The sequence below is a fragment of the Pseudomonas sp. MF5691 genome, assembly GCF_016405645.1.
Taxonomy (GTDB): Bacteria; Pseudomonadota; Gammaproteobacteria; order Pseudomonadales; family Pseudomonadaceae; genus Aquipseudomonas; species Aquipseudomonas shahriarae.
In genome coordinates, this window is record NZ_JAEKDC010000005.1 from 303,607 (window position 1) to 320,028 (window position 16,422).

Here is a 16,422-nt window from a genome sequence, read left to right on the forward strand (position 1 = left end):
ACATTTGCTTTGCAGTGTCGCTTAAACCGCTACAGCACGCGGCTCATTGCGACGGATCGCGCGGATCTTGTGCAGGGTGTCGGCGCAGGTCTGCGCGGCTTCCTTGCCCTTGTGCACAAAGTGCTCAAAGAAGAAGTTGTGGTGCTCGCTGCCCGCGTGGAAATGATGCGGCGTGAGGGACACCGAGAACACCGGCACTTCGGTTTCCAACTGCACCTGCATCAGGCCGCTGACCACCGATTGCGCGACGAACTCATGGCGATAGATCCCGCCGTCCACCACCAGGGCGGCAGCGACGATGCCGGCGTAACGGCCGGACTTGGCCAGCAGCTTGGCGTGCAGGGGCATTTCAAAGGCGCCGCCGACTTCAAAGAAGTCGATATCCGACTCCTGGTAGCCCTGGACGAGCATTTCGGCGAGGAAGCCTTTACGGCTTTGATCAACAATATCTTTGTGCCAGCAAGCCTGGATAAACGCGACGCGCTCACCGTGGTGGTTTTTGCTCTTGCTGTCGATTGCGGTGGGTTGCATGTTCTGACTCCTGTTTATGAAAAAAACAGGGCGTTATGAATCGAATGGGATTTAAGGGTGCGAGCGGCTGGAGCATGCAGGCATGCCATCAGCGTTCGGCCCTTAGGCGCCAATCCCGTTCTCTCTTCATCCGGACTATGACCGTCGGCCCCGGGATCACACCGGGTCTGCTGACCTTGCCGCCGTCCTGCGTGAGCAGTTCGAGGCGCCAAGCGCTCGCGGGCTATGCGCATTGCGCGCAATTACCGCCGGTGGGGAATTACACCCCGCCCTGAGAACGTTGCCGCCAGAACCCTGGCGGCGGAGAGTTTTTACCATACATTTCGAAAAACTGCATAGGGTGCTTGTTAATATCGACTATCGACAGGTTTGCTGGCAGCTCCATTCAGGAGCCGGCTTGATATTTGCCGGTGATGCCCGCAGTAATCGGTTACAACAGGGAATTCCCCACTCGCAGAGGCAGATTTGATGTCGGTTATTGATCTTCGTAGTGACACCGTGACCCAACCCACCCCTGGCATGCGAGCTGCCATGGCCGACGCCCCCAGCGGCGATGATGTCTACGGTGAAGACCCCTGCGTCAACCTGCTGGAAGCCGAACTGGCCAAGCGCCTGGGCTTCGCTGCGGCGCTGTTCGTGCCTACCGGCACCATGAGCAACCTGTTGGCGCTGATGGCCCACTGCGAGCGGGGCGAGGAATACATCGTCGGCCAGCAGGCCCACACCTACAAATACGAAGGCGGCGGCGCGGCGGTGCTGGGTTCGATCCAGCCGCAGCCCCTGGAAGTCCAGGCCGACGGTTCGCTGGACCTGGCCCAGGTCGCAGAAGCGATCAAGCCGGACGACTTCCACTTCGCCCGCACCCGGCTGTTGGCCCTGGAAAACACCATGCAGGGCAAAGTCTTGCCCATCAGCTACCTGGCCGCTGCCCGCGCATTTACCCGTGAGCACGGCCTGGCCCTGCACCTGGACGGCGCGCGCCTGTACAACGCGGCCGTCAAGCTGGGCGTGGATGCCCGGGAGATTACCCAGCATTTCGATTCGGTTTCGGTGTGCCTGTCCAAGGGCCTTGGCGCGCCGGTTGGCTCGGTGCTGTGTGGCTCCAGTGCGTTGATCGCCAAGGCCCGTCGTTTGCGCAAGATGGTCGGCGGCGGCATGCGCCAGGCCGGCTCGCTGGCGGCGGCCGGGCTGTATGCCCTGGACCATCAGGTGGCGCGCCTGGCCGACGACCATGCCAATGCCCACTGGCTGGGCGACGAGCTGCGCAAGGCCGGCTACAGCGTGGAGCCGGTGCAGACCAATATGGTCTACGTGCAGATCGGCGAGCAGGCCCAGGCCCTGAAGGCGTTTGCCGAGGCCCGTGGGATCAAGTTGAGCACCGCGCCGCGCCTGCGCATGGTCACGCACCTGGACGTCAGCCGGGCGCAGATCGAGCAAGTGCTGGCGACATTTGTCGAGTTTTCCCGGAAATGACCGTGTATACCGTCTAATTGACTGTTTCTATCGTATAAACACGCTGTACCACGGGCAAAGGGCCGATATAATGCGGCCCTTTGCCGTCGCTCCGTCTGATGACGTTTAGCACTGGCCTTTGGCCGCAGCCTCCGTGGAAGAACCTAATGAAAAGCGCAGAAATCCGTGAAGCCTTCCTTCGCTTCTTCGAAGAGCAAGGTCACACCCGTGTCGCCTCCAGCTCCTTGATCCCAGGCAATGACCCTACCCTGCTGTTCACTAACGCGGGGATGAACCAGTTCAAGGACTGCTTCCTGGGCCAGGAAAAGCGCGCCTACACCCGCGCCACCAGCAGCCAGAAGTGCGTGCGCGCCGGCGGCAAGAACAGCGACCTGGAGAATGTTGGCTACACCGCCCGTCACCACACCTTTTTCGAAATGCTCGGCAACTTCAGCTTTGGCGATTATTTCAAGCAAGACGCGATCAACTTCGCCTGGACCTTCCTCACTGGCGTGCTGAAGCTGCCGAAGGAAAAACTCTGGGTCACCGTCTACGCCACCGATGACGAAGCCTACGACATCTGGACCCAGCAGATCGGTGTGCCGGTCGAACGCATGATTCGCATCGGCGACAACAAGGGCGCGCCTTACGCCTCCGACAACTTCTGGACCATGGGCGATACCGGCCCGTGCGGCCCGTGCACCGAGATTTTCTACGATCATGGCGCCGACATCTGGGGTGGCCCGCCGGGCTCGCCGGAAGAAGACGGTGACCGTTACATCGAGATCTGGAACAACGTGTTCATGCAGTTCAACCGCACCGCCGATGGCGTGTTGCATCCGCTGCCTGCGCCGTCGGTCGATACCGGTATGGGCCTGGAGCGGATCAGCGCGGTGATGCAGCACGTTCACTCCAACTACGAAATCGACCTGTTCAAGAACCTGCTGAGCGCGTCGGCCGCGGCCATTGGCTGCGCCAACGACAACCAGTCTTCGCTCAAAGTGGTGTCGGACCATATCCGTTCTTGCGGTTTCCTGATTGCCGACGGCGTGCTGCCTTCCAACGAAGGCCGTGGCTATGTGCTGCGCCGCATCATCCGTCGTGCCTGCCGCCACGGTAACAAGTTGGGCGCCACGGGTAGCTTCTTCTACAAAATCGTTGCCGCGCTGGTGGCCGAGATGGGCGAAGCCTTCCCGGAACTCAAGCAGCAGCAAGCCAACATCGAGCGCGTGCTCAAGGCTGAAGAAGAGCAGTTCTCCAAGACTCTGGAGCACGGCCTGAAGATCCTGGAACAGGACCTGGCTGAGCTCAAAGGTACCGTGGTGCCGGGTGATGTGGTGTTCAAGCTGTATGACACCTATGGCTTCCCGATGGACCTGACGGCCGACATCGCCCGCGAGCGTGAATTGACGGTCGATGAGGTTGGTTTCGAGCGTGAGATGGAAGCCCAGCGTGTACGCGCTCGTTCCGCGAGCTCTTTTGGCCTGGACTACAACACCCTGGTCAAGGTTGACGTGGCGACCGAGTTCACCGGCTATCACGCTACCGTCGGCTCGGCCAAGATCGTGGCTATCTATAAAGATGGCAAGTCGGTCGATGTCTTGAGCGAAGGCGAAGAGGCGGTCGTGGTGCTTGATCAGACGCCGTTCTACGCCGAATCCGGCGGCCAGGTCGGTGACTGTGGTTTCTTGCGTTCGACATCCGGTCGTTTCGACGTGCGCGACACCACCAAGACCGGCGGTGCTTTCCTGCATCACGGTGTGTTGGTGCTGGGTAACCTGACGGTCGGCGCTCCGGTAGAAACTCAGGTTGATGCTGAGGTGCGGCATGCAACCGCCTTGAACCATTCGGCCACCCACTTGCTGCACGCCGCGCTGCGCCAGGTATTGGGCGAGCACGTCCAGCAGAAGGGTTCGTTGGTCGACAGCCAGCGCCTGCGCTTCGACTTCAGCCATTTTGAAGCGATCAAGCCTGAGCAATTGAAGGCACTGGAAGATATCGTCAACGCCGAGATTCGCAAGAACACCCCGGTAGAAACTGAAGAAACCGATATTGAAACCGCCAAGAAAAAAGGCGCCATGGCGCTGTTTGGCGAGAAGTACGGCGACGAAGTGCGCGTGCTGAGCATGGGCGGCAGCTTCTCCGTGGAGCTGTGTGGCGGTATCCACGCCGCGCGCACCGGCGACATCGGCCTGCTGAAAATCACCAGCGAAGGCGGTGTGGCTTCCGGTGTACGGCGTATCGAGGCAGTGACCGGTGCTGCGGCCCTGGCCTACCTGAATGCGGCCGAAGAACAACTCAAGGAAGCGGCGACCCTGGTCAAGGGCAGCCGTGACAACCTGATCGACAAGCTCTCTGCCGTACTGGAGCGCAACCGCCAGCTGGAAAAACAGCTGGAGCAGTTGCAGGCCAAGGCGGCCAGCGCCGCGGGCGACGATTTGTCGGCCTCGGCCCTGGACATCAAGGGCGTGAAGGTTCTGACTGCACGTCTGGACGGTCAAGATGGCAAGGCGCTGTTGGCCTTGGTCGATCAGTTGAAGAACAAGCTCGGCCGCGCAGTGATCCTGCTCGGCAGTGTCCATGAGGAAAAGGTCGTACTGGTTGCCGGTGTAACCAAAGACCTGACTGGCCAACTCAAAGCCGGTGATTTGATGAAGCAAGCCGCCGCGGCAGTGGGCGGGAAGGGCGGTGGTCGTCCGGACATGGCACAAGGCGGTGGTGTAGACGCCGGAGCCCTGGACGCGGCCCTGGCCCTGACCGTGCCGTTTGTCGAGGCCGGTATTTAAGGCGCTGTTAATGAGCCCATGGTCTAGTCATGGGCTCGCTTAGCTGCTGGAAGATTTGTTTATTGGGCGCTCCTTTACGGGCTGAGGCGGCTTAGAAATGGCTTTGATCGTACAGAAATTTGGAGGCACCTCGGTCGGCTCTGTCGAAAGAATCGAGCAGGTCGCCGACAAGGTTAAGAAATTCCGCGATGCCGGCGACGACCTGGTGGTGGTGCTGTCGGCCATGAGCGGCGAGACCAATCGCCTGATCGACCTGGCCAAGCAAATCAGTGGCGATCAGGCGCCGCTGGCGCGTGAGCTGGATGTGATCGTGTCCACCGGTGAGCAGGTGACCATTGCCCTGCTGGCCATGGCGCTGAACAAGCGTGGCGTGCCGGCGGTGTCCTACACGGGCACCCAGGTACGGATCCTGACGGACAGCGCGCATACCAAGGCGCGCATCCTGCAGATCGACGACCAGAAGATTCGTGGTGACCTGAAGGCCGGTCGCGTGGTGGTTGTCGCCGGTTTCCAGGGCGTCGACGAGCACGGCAATATCACGACCCTGGGCCGTGGCGGTTCCGACACCACCGGTGTGGCGCTGGCGGCAGCCTTGAAGGCTGACGAATGCCAGATCTATACCGATGTGGACGGCGTCTACACCACCGACCCGCGCGTCGTGTCCGTGGCCCAGCGCCTGGACAAGATCACCTTCGAAGAGATGCTGGAAATGGCCAGCCTCGGGTCCAAGGTGTTGCAGATCCGGGCGGTGGAGTTCGCCGGCAAGTACAACGTACCGCTGCGCGTATTGCACAGCTTTAAAGAGGGTCCGGGCACCCTCATTACTATTGATGAAGAGGAATCCATGGAACAGCCGATCATTTCCGGCATCGCTTTTAATCGCGATGAAGCCAAGCTGACCATCCGTGGCGTGCCAGACACCCCGGGCGTGGCGTTCAAGATTCTCGGGCCTATCAGCGGCGCGAACATTGAAGTCGACATGATCGTGCAGAACGTTGCGCACGATAACACCACCGACTTCACCTTCACTGTGCACCGCAACGAGTACGATGCGGCCGAACGTATCCTGCAGAACACTGCCAAGGAAATCGGTGCTCGTGAAGTGGTCGGCGACACCAAGATCGCCAAGGTCTCGATCGTCGGTGTGGGCATGCGCTCCCATGCGGGTGTTGCCAGCCGCATGTTCGAATCCCTGGCCAAGGAAACCATCAATATCCAGATGATCTCCACGTCGGAGATCAAGGTATCGGTGGTGATCGAAGAGAAGTACCTGGAACTGGCTGTGCGTGCACTGCACACCGCTTTCGAACTAGACGCGCCGGCCCGACAGGGCGAGTAACGCGTTGCCAGGAAGGCGCGGTTGATCCGCGCCTTTCTTTTTTGTCGGCTGAGGGCGCAAGCCTGTTCTTTTGCCCGTGCTCGACAATACTAAGGCGTGCAGGTCCATGGCCGTTTGGTCATAGGCCCAGGGCCTTTTTTTGCAGACTGTTGTTCCCGAAATGAAATGCGTGAGGAGAAAGGTATGCTGATTCTGACTCGTCGATGCGCAGAAAGCCTGATTATTGGTGATGGCGAAATCACCGTGACCGTGCTCGGCGTCAAAGGCAATCAAGTGCGGATTGGGGTCAATGCCCCCAAAGAGGTGGCCGTCCACCGTGAGGAAATCTACCTGCGGATCAAGAAAGAGAAGGACGACGAACCAAGCCATTAATTTTTATCGTTTTTTATGTTTGCAAACGGGGATGAAGCTGGTTAATATACGCCCCGTGTTGCGGAGAGCTGGCCGAGTGGCCGAAGGCGCTCCCCTGCTAAGGGAGTACACCTCAAAAGGGTGTCGGGGGTTCGAATCCCCCGTTCTCCGCCATTATTTGCTTAGTACGTTGCAATCTGGTTTTTTCGCTAAGTGCTTGAAACTAAACGAAAAAATAGCTTTACATAGAGATTGAACGGCCTATAATGCGCGGCAACAAATGCACTCGTAGCTCAGCTGGATAGAGTACTCGGCTACGAACCGAGCGGTCACAGGTTCGAATCCTGTCGAGTGCACCATTTAAGAGTTAGTTGCAGCAATGCAGATAACTTGGCTTCAACCAGTTGTGATCTGGTATAAAACCACAATCTGCACTCGTAGCTCAGCTGGATAGAGTACTCGGCTACGAACCGAGCGGTCACAGGTTCGAATCCTGTCGAGTGCACCATACAAACAAAAAGCCCGCCTAGTGCGGGCTTTTTGCCGTCTGGGGTTTTTATTTTCCCGTGGGGGTGTGCTTGTGTAGGAATCGTCTGCGGCCTGCATGTTTTTCTCTCGGCCATGTGTTTTCTTTTCTGTCAGCGTCGTCGCAGTTTCATGCGTGCGGCCAACACTCAGCTTTGTTGCGCAAGCGCTTGTTCTTTCCAGTTTTTTAACGTTTAAAACGGCCGGGCGGTGTATCATTGCGCCCGTCAGCCCCGCCGGGGCTTGTGGAATACCTCCATGGACTTACCCAGTAGTTACTCAGTACCCCGTTTTACCAATCATGAATTGACTGATTGATCCTTCCGGCGTGCCCCGCTGCTGGGAGTGGAGTTCGCCTATGACCGAAGTAGAAGTAAAGAAAACACAAGAAAGCCTGCAGGATCGCCTGGCTCAAGTCGTTGAGCTGCTGCAGCGCCAGCGTGTGGTCGAAGATCTGACCCATCGCCAGGAAGGCCCTCATCAAGACCGGGTCGAGAACCTGGTCCATCGGCAGAATCTCGTCGAGTTGCAGCGCAAGCTCGATGACCTGCACTCTGCCGACGTTGCCTACATCCTTGAAGCTCTGCCGCTGGACGACCGTCTGACGCTTTGGCAGTTGGTCAAGGCGGATCGCGATGGCGACATCCTCCTCGAGGTATCCGATTCGGTTCGTGAAACCCTGATCGCCGACATGGACGATCACGAGCTCCTGGCCGCCGCCAAGGAGATGGACGCTGACGAACTGGCCGACCTGGCCCCTGAACTGCCCCGTGATGTTGTCCATGAGCTGATGGAGACCCTCGACGGTCAACAGCGTGAGCGTGTGCGCTCCGCGTTGTCCTATGACGAGGAACAGGTCGGCGCATTGATGGACTTCGAAATGGTCACCATCCGAGAGGATGTCAGCCTGGAAGTGGTCTTGCGTTACCTGCGGCGTCTCAAGGAGCTGCCAGGGCATACCGACAAGCTGTTTGTGGTGGACTACGACGGCATCCTCAAGGGCGTGCTGCCGATCAAGCGCCTGCTGGTCAACGACCCGGACAAACAAGTGGCTGAGGTCATGGCCAGCGACCCGGTGAGCTTTCATCCTGATGAAGACGCCTACGATGCCGCCCAGGCATTCGAGCGTTATGACTTGATTTCGGCCCCGGTGGTCGACAAGAACGGCAAGCTGATTGGCCGTTTGACCATCGACGAGATGGTCGACCTGATCCGTGAGGAAAGCGAAAACGAAGTCCTCAACATGGCGGGTCTGCGTGAAGAGGAAGATATTTTTGCGTCAGTCTGGCGCTCCCTGAGCAACCGTTGGGCGTGGCTGGCGGTCAACCTGGTCACTGCGTTCATTGCCTCGCGGGTGATTGGTCTGTTCGAGGGCTCTATCGAGAAGCTGGTGGCGTTGGCGGCACTGATGCCGATTGTCGCCGGTATTGGGGGTAACTCGGGTAACCAGACCATCACCATGATCGTGCGGGCGATGGCCCTGGATCAGGTAAGCACCGGCAACACCTCGCGCCTGATGCGCAAGGAGCTGGCTGTGGGCCTGATCAATGGTCTGGTATGGGGTGGCGTGATCGGCGTGGTGGCCTACCTGCTGTATGGCAGTTGGTCCCTGGGCGTGGTCATGACCGCGGCCATGACCCTTAACCTATTGCTGGCGGCACTGATGGGGGTATTGATCCCCATGACCCTGGCGCGCCTCGGGCGCGATCCTGCGATGGGGGCCAGTGTGATGATCACGGCCATGACCGACAGTGGCGGCTTCTTCATCTTCCTGGGGCTGGCGACGATCTTCCTGCTTTGAACCTATTGGGAGCCGGCACGCCGGCTCCTGCACAAAAGTAAAAATCCCGGGCAAAAAAAAGCCAGCGCAAGGCTGGCTTCAGCTTTCAGTTGCCGATTATTCGGCTTCTGCGGCTGCCTCAACGTCATGAGCAATCAGCGACACAAGCGCATTTTGCTGGCGGTGGGACAGTTGGCGAAACCGCTGTAGCAGCTCGCGTTCGTGCAGTGACAGCTCCGGGCTGTCCATACGCATGCTCGGCTCATCACCCAACGCGCCTTCCTGAATAAGGCTTTGCTCCATGCGCGCGATAATTTCAGAGTTCATGCTGCGATGATGATTGCGAGCCACCTCGGCAATGCGTTCCCGCATTCCGTCTGGCAGACGTACGACGAACTTGTCAGCCGTACGGCTGGAATAAATTGCCTGTTTCAATGGGCGCATATATTTAACCGGTTAGTTCAGGGGAGCGGTTTTTGGAATTGGCCGCAACATGTGTGTTAGGACAAGGCTTGCGGACAAATGTTCAACCCGAATTGCAAAGAGGCCGCATCATGCCTCAGTTTTGCCGGTTCCTTGGCGTCAATTCTGTGACAAATATTGAGCTTACTACAGGCTTTGTGCCAGTACTCATTTTCAAATTTGCGGACTGGTTGGAAAACTTTTCTGCGCAAGAACCGGGCCGCAGGCTCTCGCTCCGATGGGGTTTTCGGGCGCATATCCTATAGCAATGTGGCCTTTTGCCCTTAATTTTAAGACTAGTGGCAAATGGCCGATTTGCGAGCCGGGGCGACATAAGGTAGGGCGGTCAGGCGAGCAGGATTGAGACGGTATCAATCTCTCGTCACAGGCAGGGTCAGCGCAGGATCGGGTCGAACTTGAAGCGACGCCCGACGACCATGGCGATCACCAGCGCGACTGTGAATAGGGCGCAGGCGCCCAGGCAAAGGGCTTGCCAGTCATTCGACGGAAGGTTGAGACCCAGAATACCGGTGGTAAGGGCCAGGGTCAGAAATAGCCAGACTGACTTGGTCATGATGGGCTCACTTAGAAAATCAGGTGTTCAGAAGAGCTCGCGGCCTGTGCGCCCTGTGCCAGGTGCACCGATGATTGTCCATCGCCTGTCATCAGGGCCAATTGAGGCCGTTGTTGAGCGTGGTGGCTGCCCGCTTGGCTGATCTGCGCTGAATCGCTGTCATTGCCGGCCTGGAAGTGGAATGTCACCAGTACGGCCAAGGCCAGGGCGTTCAGAAGCAGAAGGGTGCTGTTCATGGGTGTTTCCCCGTGTTCACGTGCAGGACAGTTTTATAAGTACAAAGAGTGCAGTCATCATGCCAGCTATTATTTTGATTTAAATCCTTTTAAAACAATAACTTAAGTTGATCTCAAAAGTATGGCTCATTGCAATATGCAATGATGGCATTTCGTGCCAATGCATTTTGCACGATGGGCTCGGCAGGCCTGTGGGCAACGGCTTATCGCCGGTTGGGTGGGATAAAGGCTTACGCCTAAAAAGCTGACGGACGACATGACAAAACCCACCCTGACCGTTAACATGCACGCCGTCCGTCGCAACGCCATCTGGCCCAGCGCCTGTCATTAGTCCCAGTAGCTCAATTGGATAGAGCATCCCCCTCCTAAGGGGAAGGTTGGCCGTTCGAACCGGCCCTGGGACACCATATTTAGCCGGGTTTGAGCTTTTCTCGCACCTCACCCTCGGTTTGGGCTATAGCCGGGCCAGTGAAAGACATGCGCAAGGCATTTCAAAGCACATCCTCCCCGGCTCAGGATTCGTTCTGCGCTTTGTCACCTCGATTGGGTTAACTGGCTGGTGCAGCCTGCCTCGACTGTCGGGCTGATTGAAAACTGACCCTTCGTCGGAACTTTGTTGGAATGTTCGAGCATCATTTCCAAGTGATGACTTTAAGGCTACAGACGTTGAGTAGCATGGCGATCGCCTGACGCCATTAAGATTAGGGGCTTATCTCCACTTCCCGAACGTCCAGCGCCGAGCGCTAGGGCGGGGCCCCCATTTTTCTCTCCCGCCCAGCCCCGCCAGCCCCACATCCCACCCTGCCTTCAAAGCAACTCCTGCGGAGAAATCACCCAAGCGCTGCAGGGCATCTTGTACAGCAGGTGTTCCACCGTGCTGCCGATTAATCGGTCCATGGCCCGATGGCCTATTCGGCCCATCACAATCACATCGGTCTCATAGGCACTCGCGTAGCTGGCAAGCACCTTGGCGGGGTTGCCCATGATCATGTGCTGGCGCTCCGGTGGAATACCGTTGCGCTCCGCCAGTTCGTGGAAGGCATCGGCCTGGGCATCAAACAGTGTCCGGGCTTTGCTGGAGGAGAAGAAGCTTGCGCCATTTTCGAAACCGAATTCATCGGCACTGATAGCTGAAAGGTCGTGGGCATAAATGACGTCTAGTTCTGCGTGACAGATGCTCGCTAGTTTCGCGGCCTCTTGCACAATGGTGTCGTTGAAATCTTTGTATTGCCCGTCGCGATGAAAAGGGTCTACTGCAGCGATGATCTTGCGGGGCAGGGCGTGGTGCATATGGCTGACGAAATGCAAGGGTACCGGGCATTCGCGCAACAGGTGGACATCCAGTGGCGTAAACATCAGGCGTGAAAGCAGCGATTCATGCTCCAGCGCCTTGATCAACACCGCCATGGGTTGTTCTTTGAGGTGGATGAGGATTTCCTGCAAGGGGTCGTTCACCCAGACCACTTCAGTGGTGACATGCACCCCGATTCTGCGCAACGGGCGGGCCTGGTCTTCCAACCATTGGCGATGGCGTTCGACATAGCCGATGCGCATTTGCTCCAGCGCTTGCTCGTTGACCAGCCCGGCCGTTGCCAGCCCCTCGAGATAGTCAAATGCCACGATGTGCAATGCCGCATCCGCAGCCTTGGCCAGGGCGGCGGCTCGATCAAAAGCGGGGCTGTTCTCCATCAAGGGTGGGACGACCAACATGAAGCGTGATTGATCAGACATGACATCTCTCCCGTAGGTAAATGCGCAGGTGCCCGCCCCAATCGCCGCGCAGCCATTGGAACCTGAAACCTCGCAATTAGAGTGTGGCGGACTGCGGGAGGTCGGGTTGATCTTTGTCAAACCCAGGGGGCAATCGGGTGGCAACCCGACGTGCGGTCGGTCAGCGACGAAATTGTTGACCATTATCAATCTTTCCAGTGTTTCCTCGGCGCAGTCTTATAGGCGTGCCGAACCTGGCGCACCCACAGTGGCGGAGGATCACCATGGCGACCATGAAAGCGGCTGTTTTCGTTGAAAAGAACCGGATCGTCCTGGAAGACAAACCCATCCCCACTGTGGGGCCTCTGGATGCTTTGATCCGGATTACCACGACGACCCTCTGCGGTACCGACGTGCACATCTTGCGCGGTGAGTATCCGGTGGCCAAAGGGCTGACGGTGGGGCATGAGCCCGTAGGGGTCATTGAGCAGTTGGGCTCGCAGGTGCGCGGCTTTGTCGAAGGGCAGCGGGTCATTGCCGGTGCCATCACTCCCAGCGGGCAAAGTTACGCTTGCCTCTGTGGCTGTGCTTCGCAGGATGGCCCGGACACCCGCCACGGTTTTCGCGCCACGGGTGGCTGGAAGTTCGGCAATAGTATTGACGGTTGCCAGGCGGAGTACGTGCTGGTGCCAGACGCCACCGCCAATTTATGCCCGATTCCGGACGGCCTCAGCGATGAGCAGGTGTTGATGTGCCCGGACATTATGTCCACCGGTTTTTCCGGGGCAGAGCGCGCCGAGGTCAGCATCGGCGATACCGTTGCGGTGTTCGCCCTCGGGCCAATCGGCCTCTGTGCAGTGGCCGGCGCGCGTCTCAAGGGCGCGACTACCATCATTGGCGTCGATGCCGTGCCTGCGCGGATGAGTGTTGCGCGGCGCCTGGGGGCCACCCATGTGGTCAACTTCAAGGACGGTAATGTCGTCGAGCAAATCATGGCCTTGACCGATGGGCGTGGGGTGGATGTGTCCATCGAGGCATTGGGCACGCAAGGCACGTTCGAGTCCGCTTTGCGGGTCTTGCGCCCCGGTGGTCGGTTATCCAGTCTCGGCGTTTATTCCAGTGACTTGCGCATACCCCTGGATGCCTTCGCCGCCGGGCTCGGGGACTACAGTATTGTCACGACCCTGTGCCCCGGCGGCAAAGAGCGTATGCGCCGGCTGATGGCGGTGGTTAACAGCGGCGGTGTGGACCTGTCACCCCTGGTAACCCATCGTTTCAAGCTCGACGACATTGAAGCGGCCTATGAGCTGTTTGCTCACCAGCAGGATGGTGTGATGAAGGTCGCGATTACGCCGTGAAGATGGGGTTAGAGGGGGTCTGGAGGTCGTCAATGCTAATTGATATCACGCAGGAGCAGGCAACCGCATGCTGGGTTGTGCACATGGAAGGTGTCGCAGTGGAGTTCAAAACCCTGGAAGGTGCGCAGGCATTCGTCAGGCGACTCCGGACGCGTATAGACGCGCCGCATGCCTGGCCGATCAATGTCGATCCGCCCCCTGTCCGGCGAGCGGCCCACGCAGCTCGATAGCCCAGCGACATGGTTGCAACGGTTCGGCCGACCTCGTGGAGTCACGAGTGGGTCGCAAGACAAGGCCAGCATCGATGACAAAACCATGAATGAAACCCTCGGCATGGCAGGCGCGGCAACCGCACTGGGGATCGGTATGCTCATTGGGCTGGAGCGCGAGCGGCACAAAGGGCAGGGACAAGGCCGCGCCTGTGCAGGACTGCGCACGTTTGCGATCACCGCGCTGTTGGGTTATGTGGCGATGCAGGTCGGCGCCGGTCTGCTGGTCGGGATCGTGGCGATAACCCTTGGGTTGCTGGTCACCGTGGCGTACTGGCGCAGCCTGAGCGATGACCCGGGCGTCACCAGTGAAGTGGCATTGATCACGGTTTTGCTGCTGGGGGCGATGTGCAGTACATCGCCCGAACTGGCCATCGCCATCGCCGTGGTGATGGCGGGCCTGCTGACCTATCGACAGAAGCTGCACTACTTTGCCCGTAACCAACTGACTGATGTGGAAGTGCGCGACGGCCTGGTACTGGCGACTGCCGCGCTGGTGGTGCTGCCGCTGGTCCCTGACCGCTTTATCGGCGCCTACGCCGCGATCAACCTGCGCACCATTTGCACGCTCACGGTATTGCTCATGGTAGTGGGGGCGGTGGGGCATATTGCTGTGCGCACCCTGGGCACCCGGTATGGGTATGCAATCAGTGCCATTGCTTCGGGATTTGCCTCCAGCACCGTGACCATTGCCACCATGGGGAATATCGCCGCCAGGGAGCCGGAGAACATCAAGGTCTTGAGTGCCGCCGCGATCTTCTCCAACCTGGCGACTGTCACCCAAGTCGGGCTGATCATGGGGGCGGTCGACAGCAGTCTGTTACGTCATATCTGGGGACCGCTGTTGTGCGGCGCCGCTGCTACAGCGCTGTATGGACTGTGCTTGATGTTTCCCCGGCCTGCGAATGACGTGGGGCAACCGATCAAGGTCGGCGGCGCGTTCAATCTCAAGCTGGCGCTGGTGGTCTCATTGACCATGACCGGCATCACTTTCCTGTCGTCGGTGATGCTCAATCACTTCGGTGAAATCGGAGTCATGCTCACGGCGACCCTGTCCGGCCTCGCCGATGCCCATTCCTCGACAGCATCAATTTCGACATTGGCCAAGTCCGGTCAGTTGCCACTTAGCGCCACCACTATTCCTATACTGATTGCAGTCAGCAGTAACACGCTGAGCAAATGCCTGGTGGCGTGGATCAGCGGCGGGCGACGGTTCGCCGCTTACGTTATCCCAGGCCAGGTCTTGCTGACGCTGGCCATGTGGGCCGGGATCTTGCTTCTTTGAAACACATTCAACCTGGTACCTGATGAAGATCAAGTTGGCTGAGTCGGGTGCGTTCACTCTATAGGTGTCAGCAACCAAAAGGCCACGTGCCGAGGTGTCCCATGTCGCAGGCTCAGCGTTTACTGTTAATTGCCCCCTCAACCCTGACCCGTACACCCGCGTTCGAGCGGGCCGGCGCGTTGGCCAAGGCGATGCAAATGCCTTTGCACATTGTCGCATTTGACTACTTGCAGGCCTTGGCGGTGGCCGGCCTGTTCGCCCCTGAGCAAATGAACCGGGCCCGTGACGGTTATTTGCAAAACCACAGGCAGTGGCTCACGGAGCAGGCGGGGTTGATCAGCCAACACGGGGTGCAGGTCACCAGCGAAGTGGTGTGGGTGCAACACCCTTACGAAGAAATCCTGCACTTTGTCAGTGAGATGCCACTGGCGTTGATCATCAAGGATGCGCAGGAAGAATCAGCCTTGCAGCGGATCTTTTTCGCACCCCTGGACTGGCAGTTACTGCGCGATTGTCCGGTACCTGTGCATTTGGTGACCAACGCGCTCAACCCTCGGCCGCGCAATATCCTGGCCATCGTCGATGTGCTGCGCAATGAGGAGCAGGACAATGTGTTCAACGACCAGATCATCAACGCAGCGGTAAAGCTGGCCAACGAGTGCGATGCCCACCTTGAGTTGATGCATGTGTATGACTGGGCGGCGATCTACGTCCAGGACATGGGCTTTGGTGCCTTGCCCCTGGCCACTGGGATTTATGAGGCGCTGGGCACGACTCAGCGGGAAGTGTTTGCCGCCATGGCTGAACGCCATGGTGTACCGCCAGAGTATCGCCACTTCATCGAGGGCAACCCGGTGTTGAGTATTTGTGAGTTCGCTGCCGAGCATCGCACGGACATCATTGTGATGGGCACGATTCAGCACAAGGGGTTGAACAAGTTGCTCGGGACCACCGCTGAACAACTCCTGCAGCGGGCGCCCTGCAGTGTGCTGGCAATCAAGCCCGGGCGGGTATTGCAATCCTGAGCAGGCCACGGCCCCGCGCTGGAGCGTTGAGCGCAGCAGCGCGGGGCCGTAGCTCTACAGGTGACGGCTATGGATCACTTGGTGGGGGTCACGGGGATCAATGCATGACTCGAAGCCCAGGGCTCTGACCAGGTTACGCATGGGGATATTGCTCGCGGCATCCACCGAATACATCCGGCGGTAGCCATTCTTGCTGGCGGCGTTGAGCAAATGTTTCATCAGTAGAGTGCCCAGGCCCAGGTGCGCCCATTCATCGGCTACTGTTACTGCGCACTCACAGTCATCCTTGCCGGTAGCGGCGTAACGGCTGATGCCGATCTCGATCAGATGACCGTTTTCGTGCGCCAGCGCGATATAGGCCACTCGATGTTGCTTATCGGTGTCCATCAACGTATTGAGCAGGCTGTCACTGGGCTCGTTGATCTGCGCCAGGAAGCGCATATGTCTCGATTCGGGGGACAAGCGTTTGATAAACGCATACTCACGCTCGCGATCCTTGTCCTCGAGCGGCCGTATCAGTACGTGGCGACCGTCCCTGAGCGCTTCGATCCAGTGTTCTGCGGTGACGGTGGCATAAACTGCCGCCGCCCGATCATTGTGGTCTTTGAAGGTGAGCATGGGTGAGCCTCCATCTGATGTAAAAGGCCGGCGCGCGCAGATAAACCTCGCGGTGCTTCCTTTCTACGTCGTTGAGGGCTTTGGGCGCTGATCTGGATCAGCTACTTGTGTTGGCATCCTT

At 58.6% G+C, this 16,422-nt stretch carries 14 protein-coding genes, 4 tRNA genes and 1 riboswitch; of the genes, 12 read left to right on the forward strand and 6 right to left on the reverse strand.

Features of this window, described 5'->3' with window-relative positions; all coding sequences use genetic code 11:
- Positions 1-21: 21 nt before the first annotated feature.
- Positions 22-531: a 6,7-dimethyl-8-ribityllumazine synthase gene (locus tag JFT44_RS10620; protein ID WP_057960446.1), complete on the reverse strand. Its 510-nt coding sequence runs from the start codon at positions 529-531 to the stop codon at positions 22-24.
- Between the two features lie 113 nt (positions 532-644).
- Positions 645-814, reverse strand: a riboswitch (FMN riboswitch).
- A gap of 185 nt (positions 815-999) precedes the next feature.
- On the opposite strand from JFT44_RS10620, the gene ltaE reads away from it, so the two are divergent.
- The 8 genes from ltaE (at position 1,000) to mgtE (ending at position 8,785) form a co-directional block, all read left to right on the forward strand.
- Positions 1,000-2,004: a low-specificity L-threonine aldolase gene (ltaE, locus tag JFT44_RS10625; protein ID WP_198830620.1), complete on the forward strand. Its 1,005-nt coding sequence runs from the start codon at positions 1,000-1,002 to the stop codon at positions 2,002-2,004.
- 146 nt (positions 2,005-2,150) lie between these two features.
- A complete protein-coding gene (alaS, locus tag JFT44_RS10630; RefSeq protein ID WP_057960444.1) occupies positions 2,151-4,769 on the forward strand; it encodes an alanine--tRNA ligase in 2,619 nt (872 codons plus the stop codon).
- Between the two features lie 97 nt (positions 4,770-4,866).
- On the forward strand, positions 4,867-6,108 hold the full coding sequence (locus JFT44_RS10635) for an aspartate kinase (RefSeq protein ID WP_057439706.1): 1,242 nt from the start codon (positions 4,867-4,869) through the stop codon (positions 6,106-6,108).
- 183 nt (positions 6,109-6,291) lie between these two features.
- On the forward strand, positions 6,292-6,480 hold the full coding sequence (gene csrA, locus JFT44_RS10640; protein WP_003178872.1) for a carbon storage regulator CsrA: 189 nt from the start codon (positions 6,292-6,294) through the stop codon (positions 6,478-6,480).
- 62 nt (positions 6,481-6,542) lie between these two features.
- Positions 6,543-6,633: transfer RNA gene (locus JFT44_RS10645), tRNA-Ser, on the forward strand.
- A 108-nt stretch (positions 6,634-6,741) separates the two neighbouring features.
- Positions 6,742-6,818, forward strand: a tRNA-Arg gene (locus JFT44_RS10650).
- A gap of 72 nt (positions 6,819-6,890) precedes the next feature.
- Positions 6,891-6,967: transfer RNA gene (locus JFT44_RS10655), tRNA-Arg, on the forward strand.
- Positions 6,968-7,342: 375 nt separating this feature from the next.
- Entirely contained in the window at positions 7,343-8,785 is a 1,443-nt protein-coding gene (gene mgtE / locus JFT44_RS10660) for a magnesium transporter (protein WP_057960442.1), read from the forward strand.
- Between the two features lie 96 nt (positions 8,786-8,881).
- Here the strand turns inward: mgtE and JFT44_RS10665 are convergent, their stop codons facing one another.
- From JFT44_RS10665 to JFT44_RS10675, 3 genes are all read right to left on the reverse strand, one after another.
- Positions 8,882-9,208, reverse strand: coding sequence for an Arc family DNA-binding protein (locus JFT44_RS10665; RefSeq protein WP_057439705.1), 327 nt, complete (start codon positions 9,206-9,208; stop codon positions 8,882-8,884).
- 412 nt (positions 9,209-9,620) lie between these two features.
- Positions 9,621-9,800 (reverse strand): PA3371 family protein, encoded by a 180-nt coding sequence (locus tag JFT44_RS10670; protein WP_198830621.1) that lies wholly within the window; start codon positions 9,798-9,800, stop codon positions 9,621-9,623.
- Positions 9,801-9,811: 11 nt separating this feature from the next.
- Entirely contained in the window at positions 9,812-10,036 is a 225-nt protein-coding gene (locus tag JFT44_RS10675; RefSeq protein ID WP_115128775.1) for a hypothetical protein, read from the reverse strand.
- A 330-nt stretch (positions 10,037-10,366) separates the two neighbouring features.
- Here JFT44_RS10675 and JFT44_RS10680 point away from each other — a divergent pair.
- Positions 10,367-10,443 (forward strand) — tRNA-Arg (locus JFT44_RS10680).
- A 400-nt stretch (positions 10,444-10,843) separates the two neighbouring features.
- Here JFT44_RS10680 and JFT44_RS10685 read toward each other — a convergent pair.
- Positions 10,844-11,767, reverse strand: coding sequence for a universal stress protein (locus tag JFT44_RS10685; RefSeq protein WP_057960439.1), 924 nt, complete (start codon positions 11,765-11,767; stop codon positions 10,844-10,846).
- 263 nt (positions 11,768-12,030) lie between these two features.
- Between JFT44_RS10685 and JFT44_RS10690 the strand changes: the two genes are divergently transcribed.
- From JFT44_RS10690 to JFT44_RS10700, 3 genes are all read left to right on the forward strand, one after another.
- On the forward strand, positions 12,031-13,104 hold the full coding sequence (locus JFT44_RS10690; protein ID WP_057444072.1) for an NAD(P)-dependent alcohol dehydrogenase: 1,074 nt from the start codon (positions 12,031-12,033) through the stop codon (positions 13,102-13,104).
- Positions 13,105-13,419: 315 nt separating this feature from the next.
- Positions 13,420-14,658: a DUF4010 domain-containing protein gene (locus JFT44_RS10695; protein WP_120733940.1), complete on the forward strand. Its 1,239-nt coding sequence runs from the start codon at positions 13,420-13,422 to the stop codon at positions 14,656-14,658.
- A gap of 101 nt (positions 14,659-14,759) precedes the next feature.
- Positions 14,760-15,683: a universal stress protein gene (locus JFT44_RS10700; RefSeq protein WP_120733938.1), complete on the forward strand. Its 924-nt coding sequence runs from the start codon at positions 14,760-14,762 to the stop codon at positions 15,681-15,683.
- A 54-nt stretch (positions 15,684-15,737) separates the two neighbouring features.
- Here the strand turns inward: JFT44_RS10700 and JFT44_RS10705 are convergent, their stop codons facing one another.
- Positions 15,738-16,301: a GNAT family N-acetyltransferase gene (locus tag JFT44_RS10705; RefSeq protein WP_198830622.1), complete on the reverse strand. Its 564-nt coding sequence runs from the start codon at positions 16,299-16,301 to the stop codon at positions 15,738-15,740.
- Positions 16,302-16,422 lie beyond the last annotated feature (121 nt).

Coding starts and splice junctions, on each gene's coding strand:
- JFT44_RS10620 (WP_057960446.1), bottom strand. CDS start 531: ATGCAACCCACCGCAATCGACAGCAAGAGCAAAAACCACCACGGTGAG.
- ltaE (WP_198830620.1), top strand. CDS start 1,000: ATGTCGGTTATTGATCTTCGTAGTGACACCGTGACCCAACCCACCCCT.
- alaS (WP_057960444.1), top strand. CDS start 2,151: ATGAAAAGCGCAGAAATCCGTGAAGCCTTCCTTCGCTTCTTCGAAGAG.
- JFT44_RS10635 (WP_057439706.1), top strand. CDS start 4,867: ATGGCTTTGATCGTACAGAAATTTGGAGGCACCTCGGTCGGCTCTGTC.
- csrA (WP_003178872.1), top strand. CDS start 6,292: ATGCTGATTCTGACTCGTCGATGCGCAGAAAGCCTGATTATTGGTGAT.
- mgtE (WP_057960442.1), top strand. CDS start 7,343: ATGACCGAAGTAGAAGTAAAGAAAACACAAGAAAGCCTGCAGGATCGC.
- JFT44_RS10665 (WP_057439705.1), bottom strand. CDS start 9,208: ATGCGCCCATTGAAACAGGCAATTTATTCCAGCCGTACGGCTGACAAG.
- JFT44_RS10670 (WP_198830621.1), bottom strand. CDS start 9,800: ATGACCAAGTCAGTCTGGCTATTTCTGACCCTGGCCCTTACCACCGGT.
- JFT44_RS10675 (WP_115128775.1), bottom strand. CDS start 10,036: ATGAACAGCACCCTTCTGCTTCTGAACGCCCTGGCCTTGGCCGTACTG.
- JFT44_RS10685 (WP_057960439.1), bottom strand. CDS start 11,767: ATGTCTGATCAATCACGCTTCATGTTGGTCGTCCCACCCTTGATGGAG.
- JFT44_RS10690 (WP_057444072.1), top strand. CDS start 12,031: ATGGCGACCATGAAAGCGGCTGTTTTCGTTGAAAAGAACCGGATCGTC.
- JFT44_RS10695 (WP_120733940.1), top strand. CDS start 13,420: ATGAATGAAACCCTCGGCATGGCAGGCGCGGCAACCGCACTGGGGATC.
- JFT44_RS10700 (WP_120733938.1), top strand. CDS start 14,760: ATGTCGCAGGCTCAGCGTTTACTGTTAATTGCCCCCTCAACCCTGACC.
- JFT44_RS10705 (WP_198830622.1), bottom strand. CDS start 16,301: ATGCTCACCTTCAAAGACCACAATGATCGGGCGGCGGCAGTTTATGCC.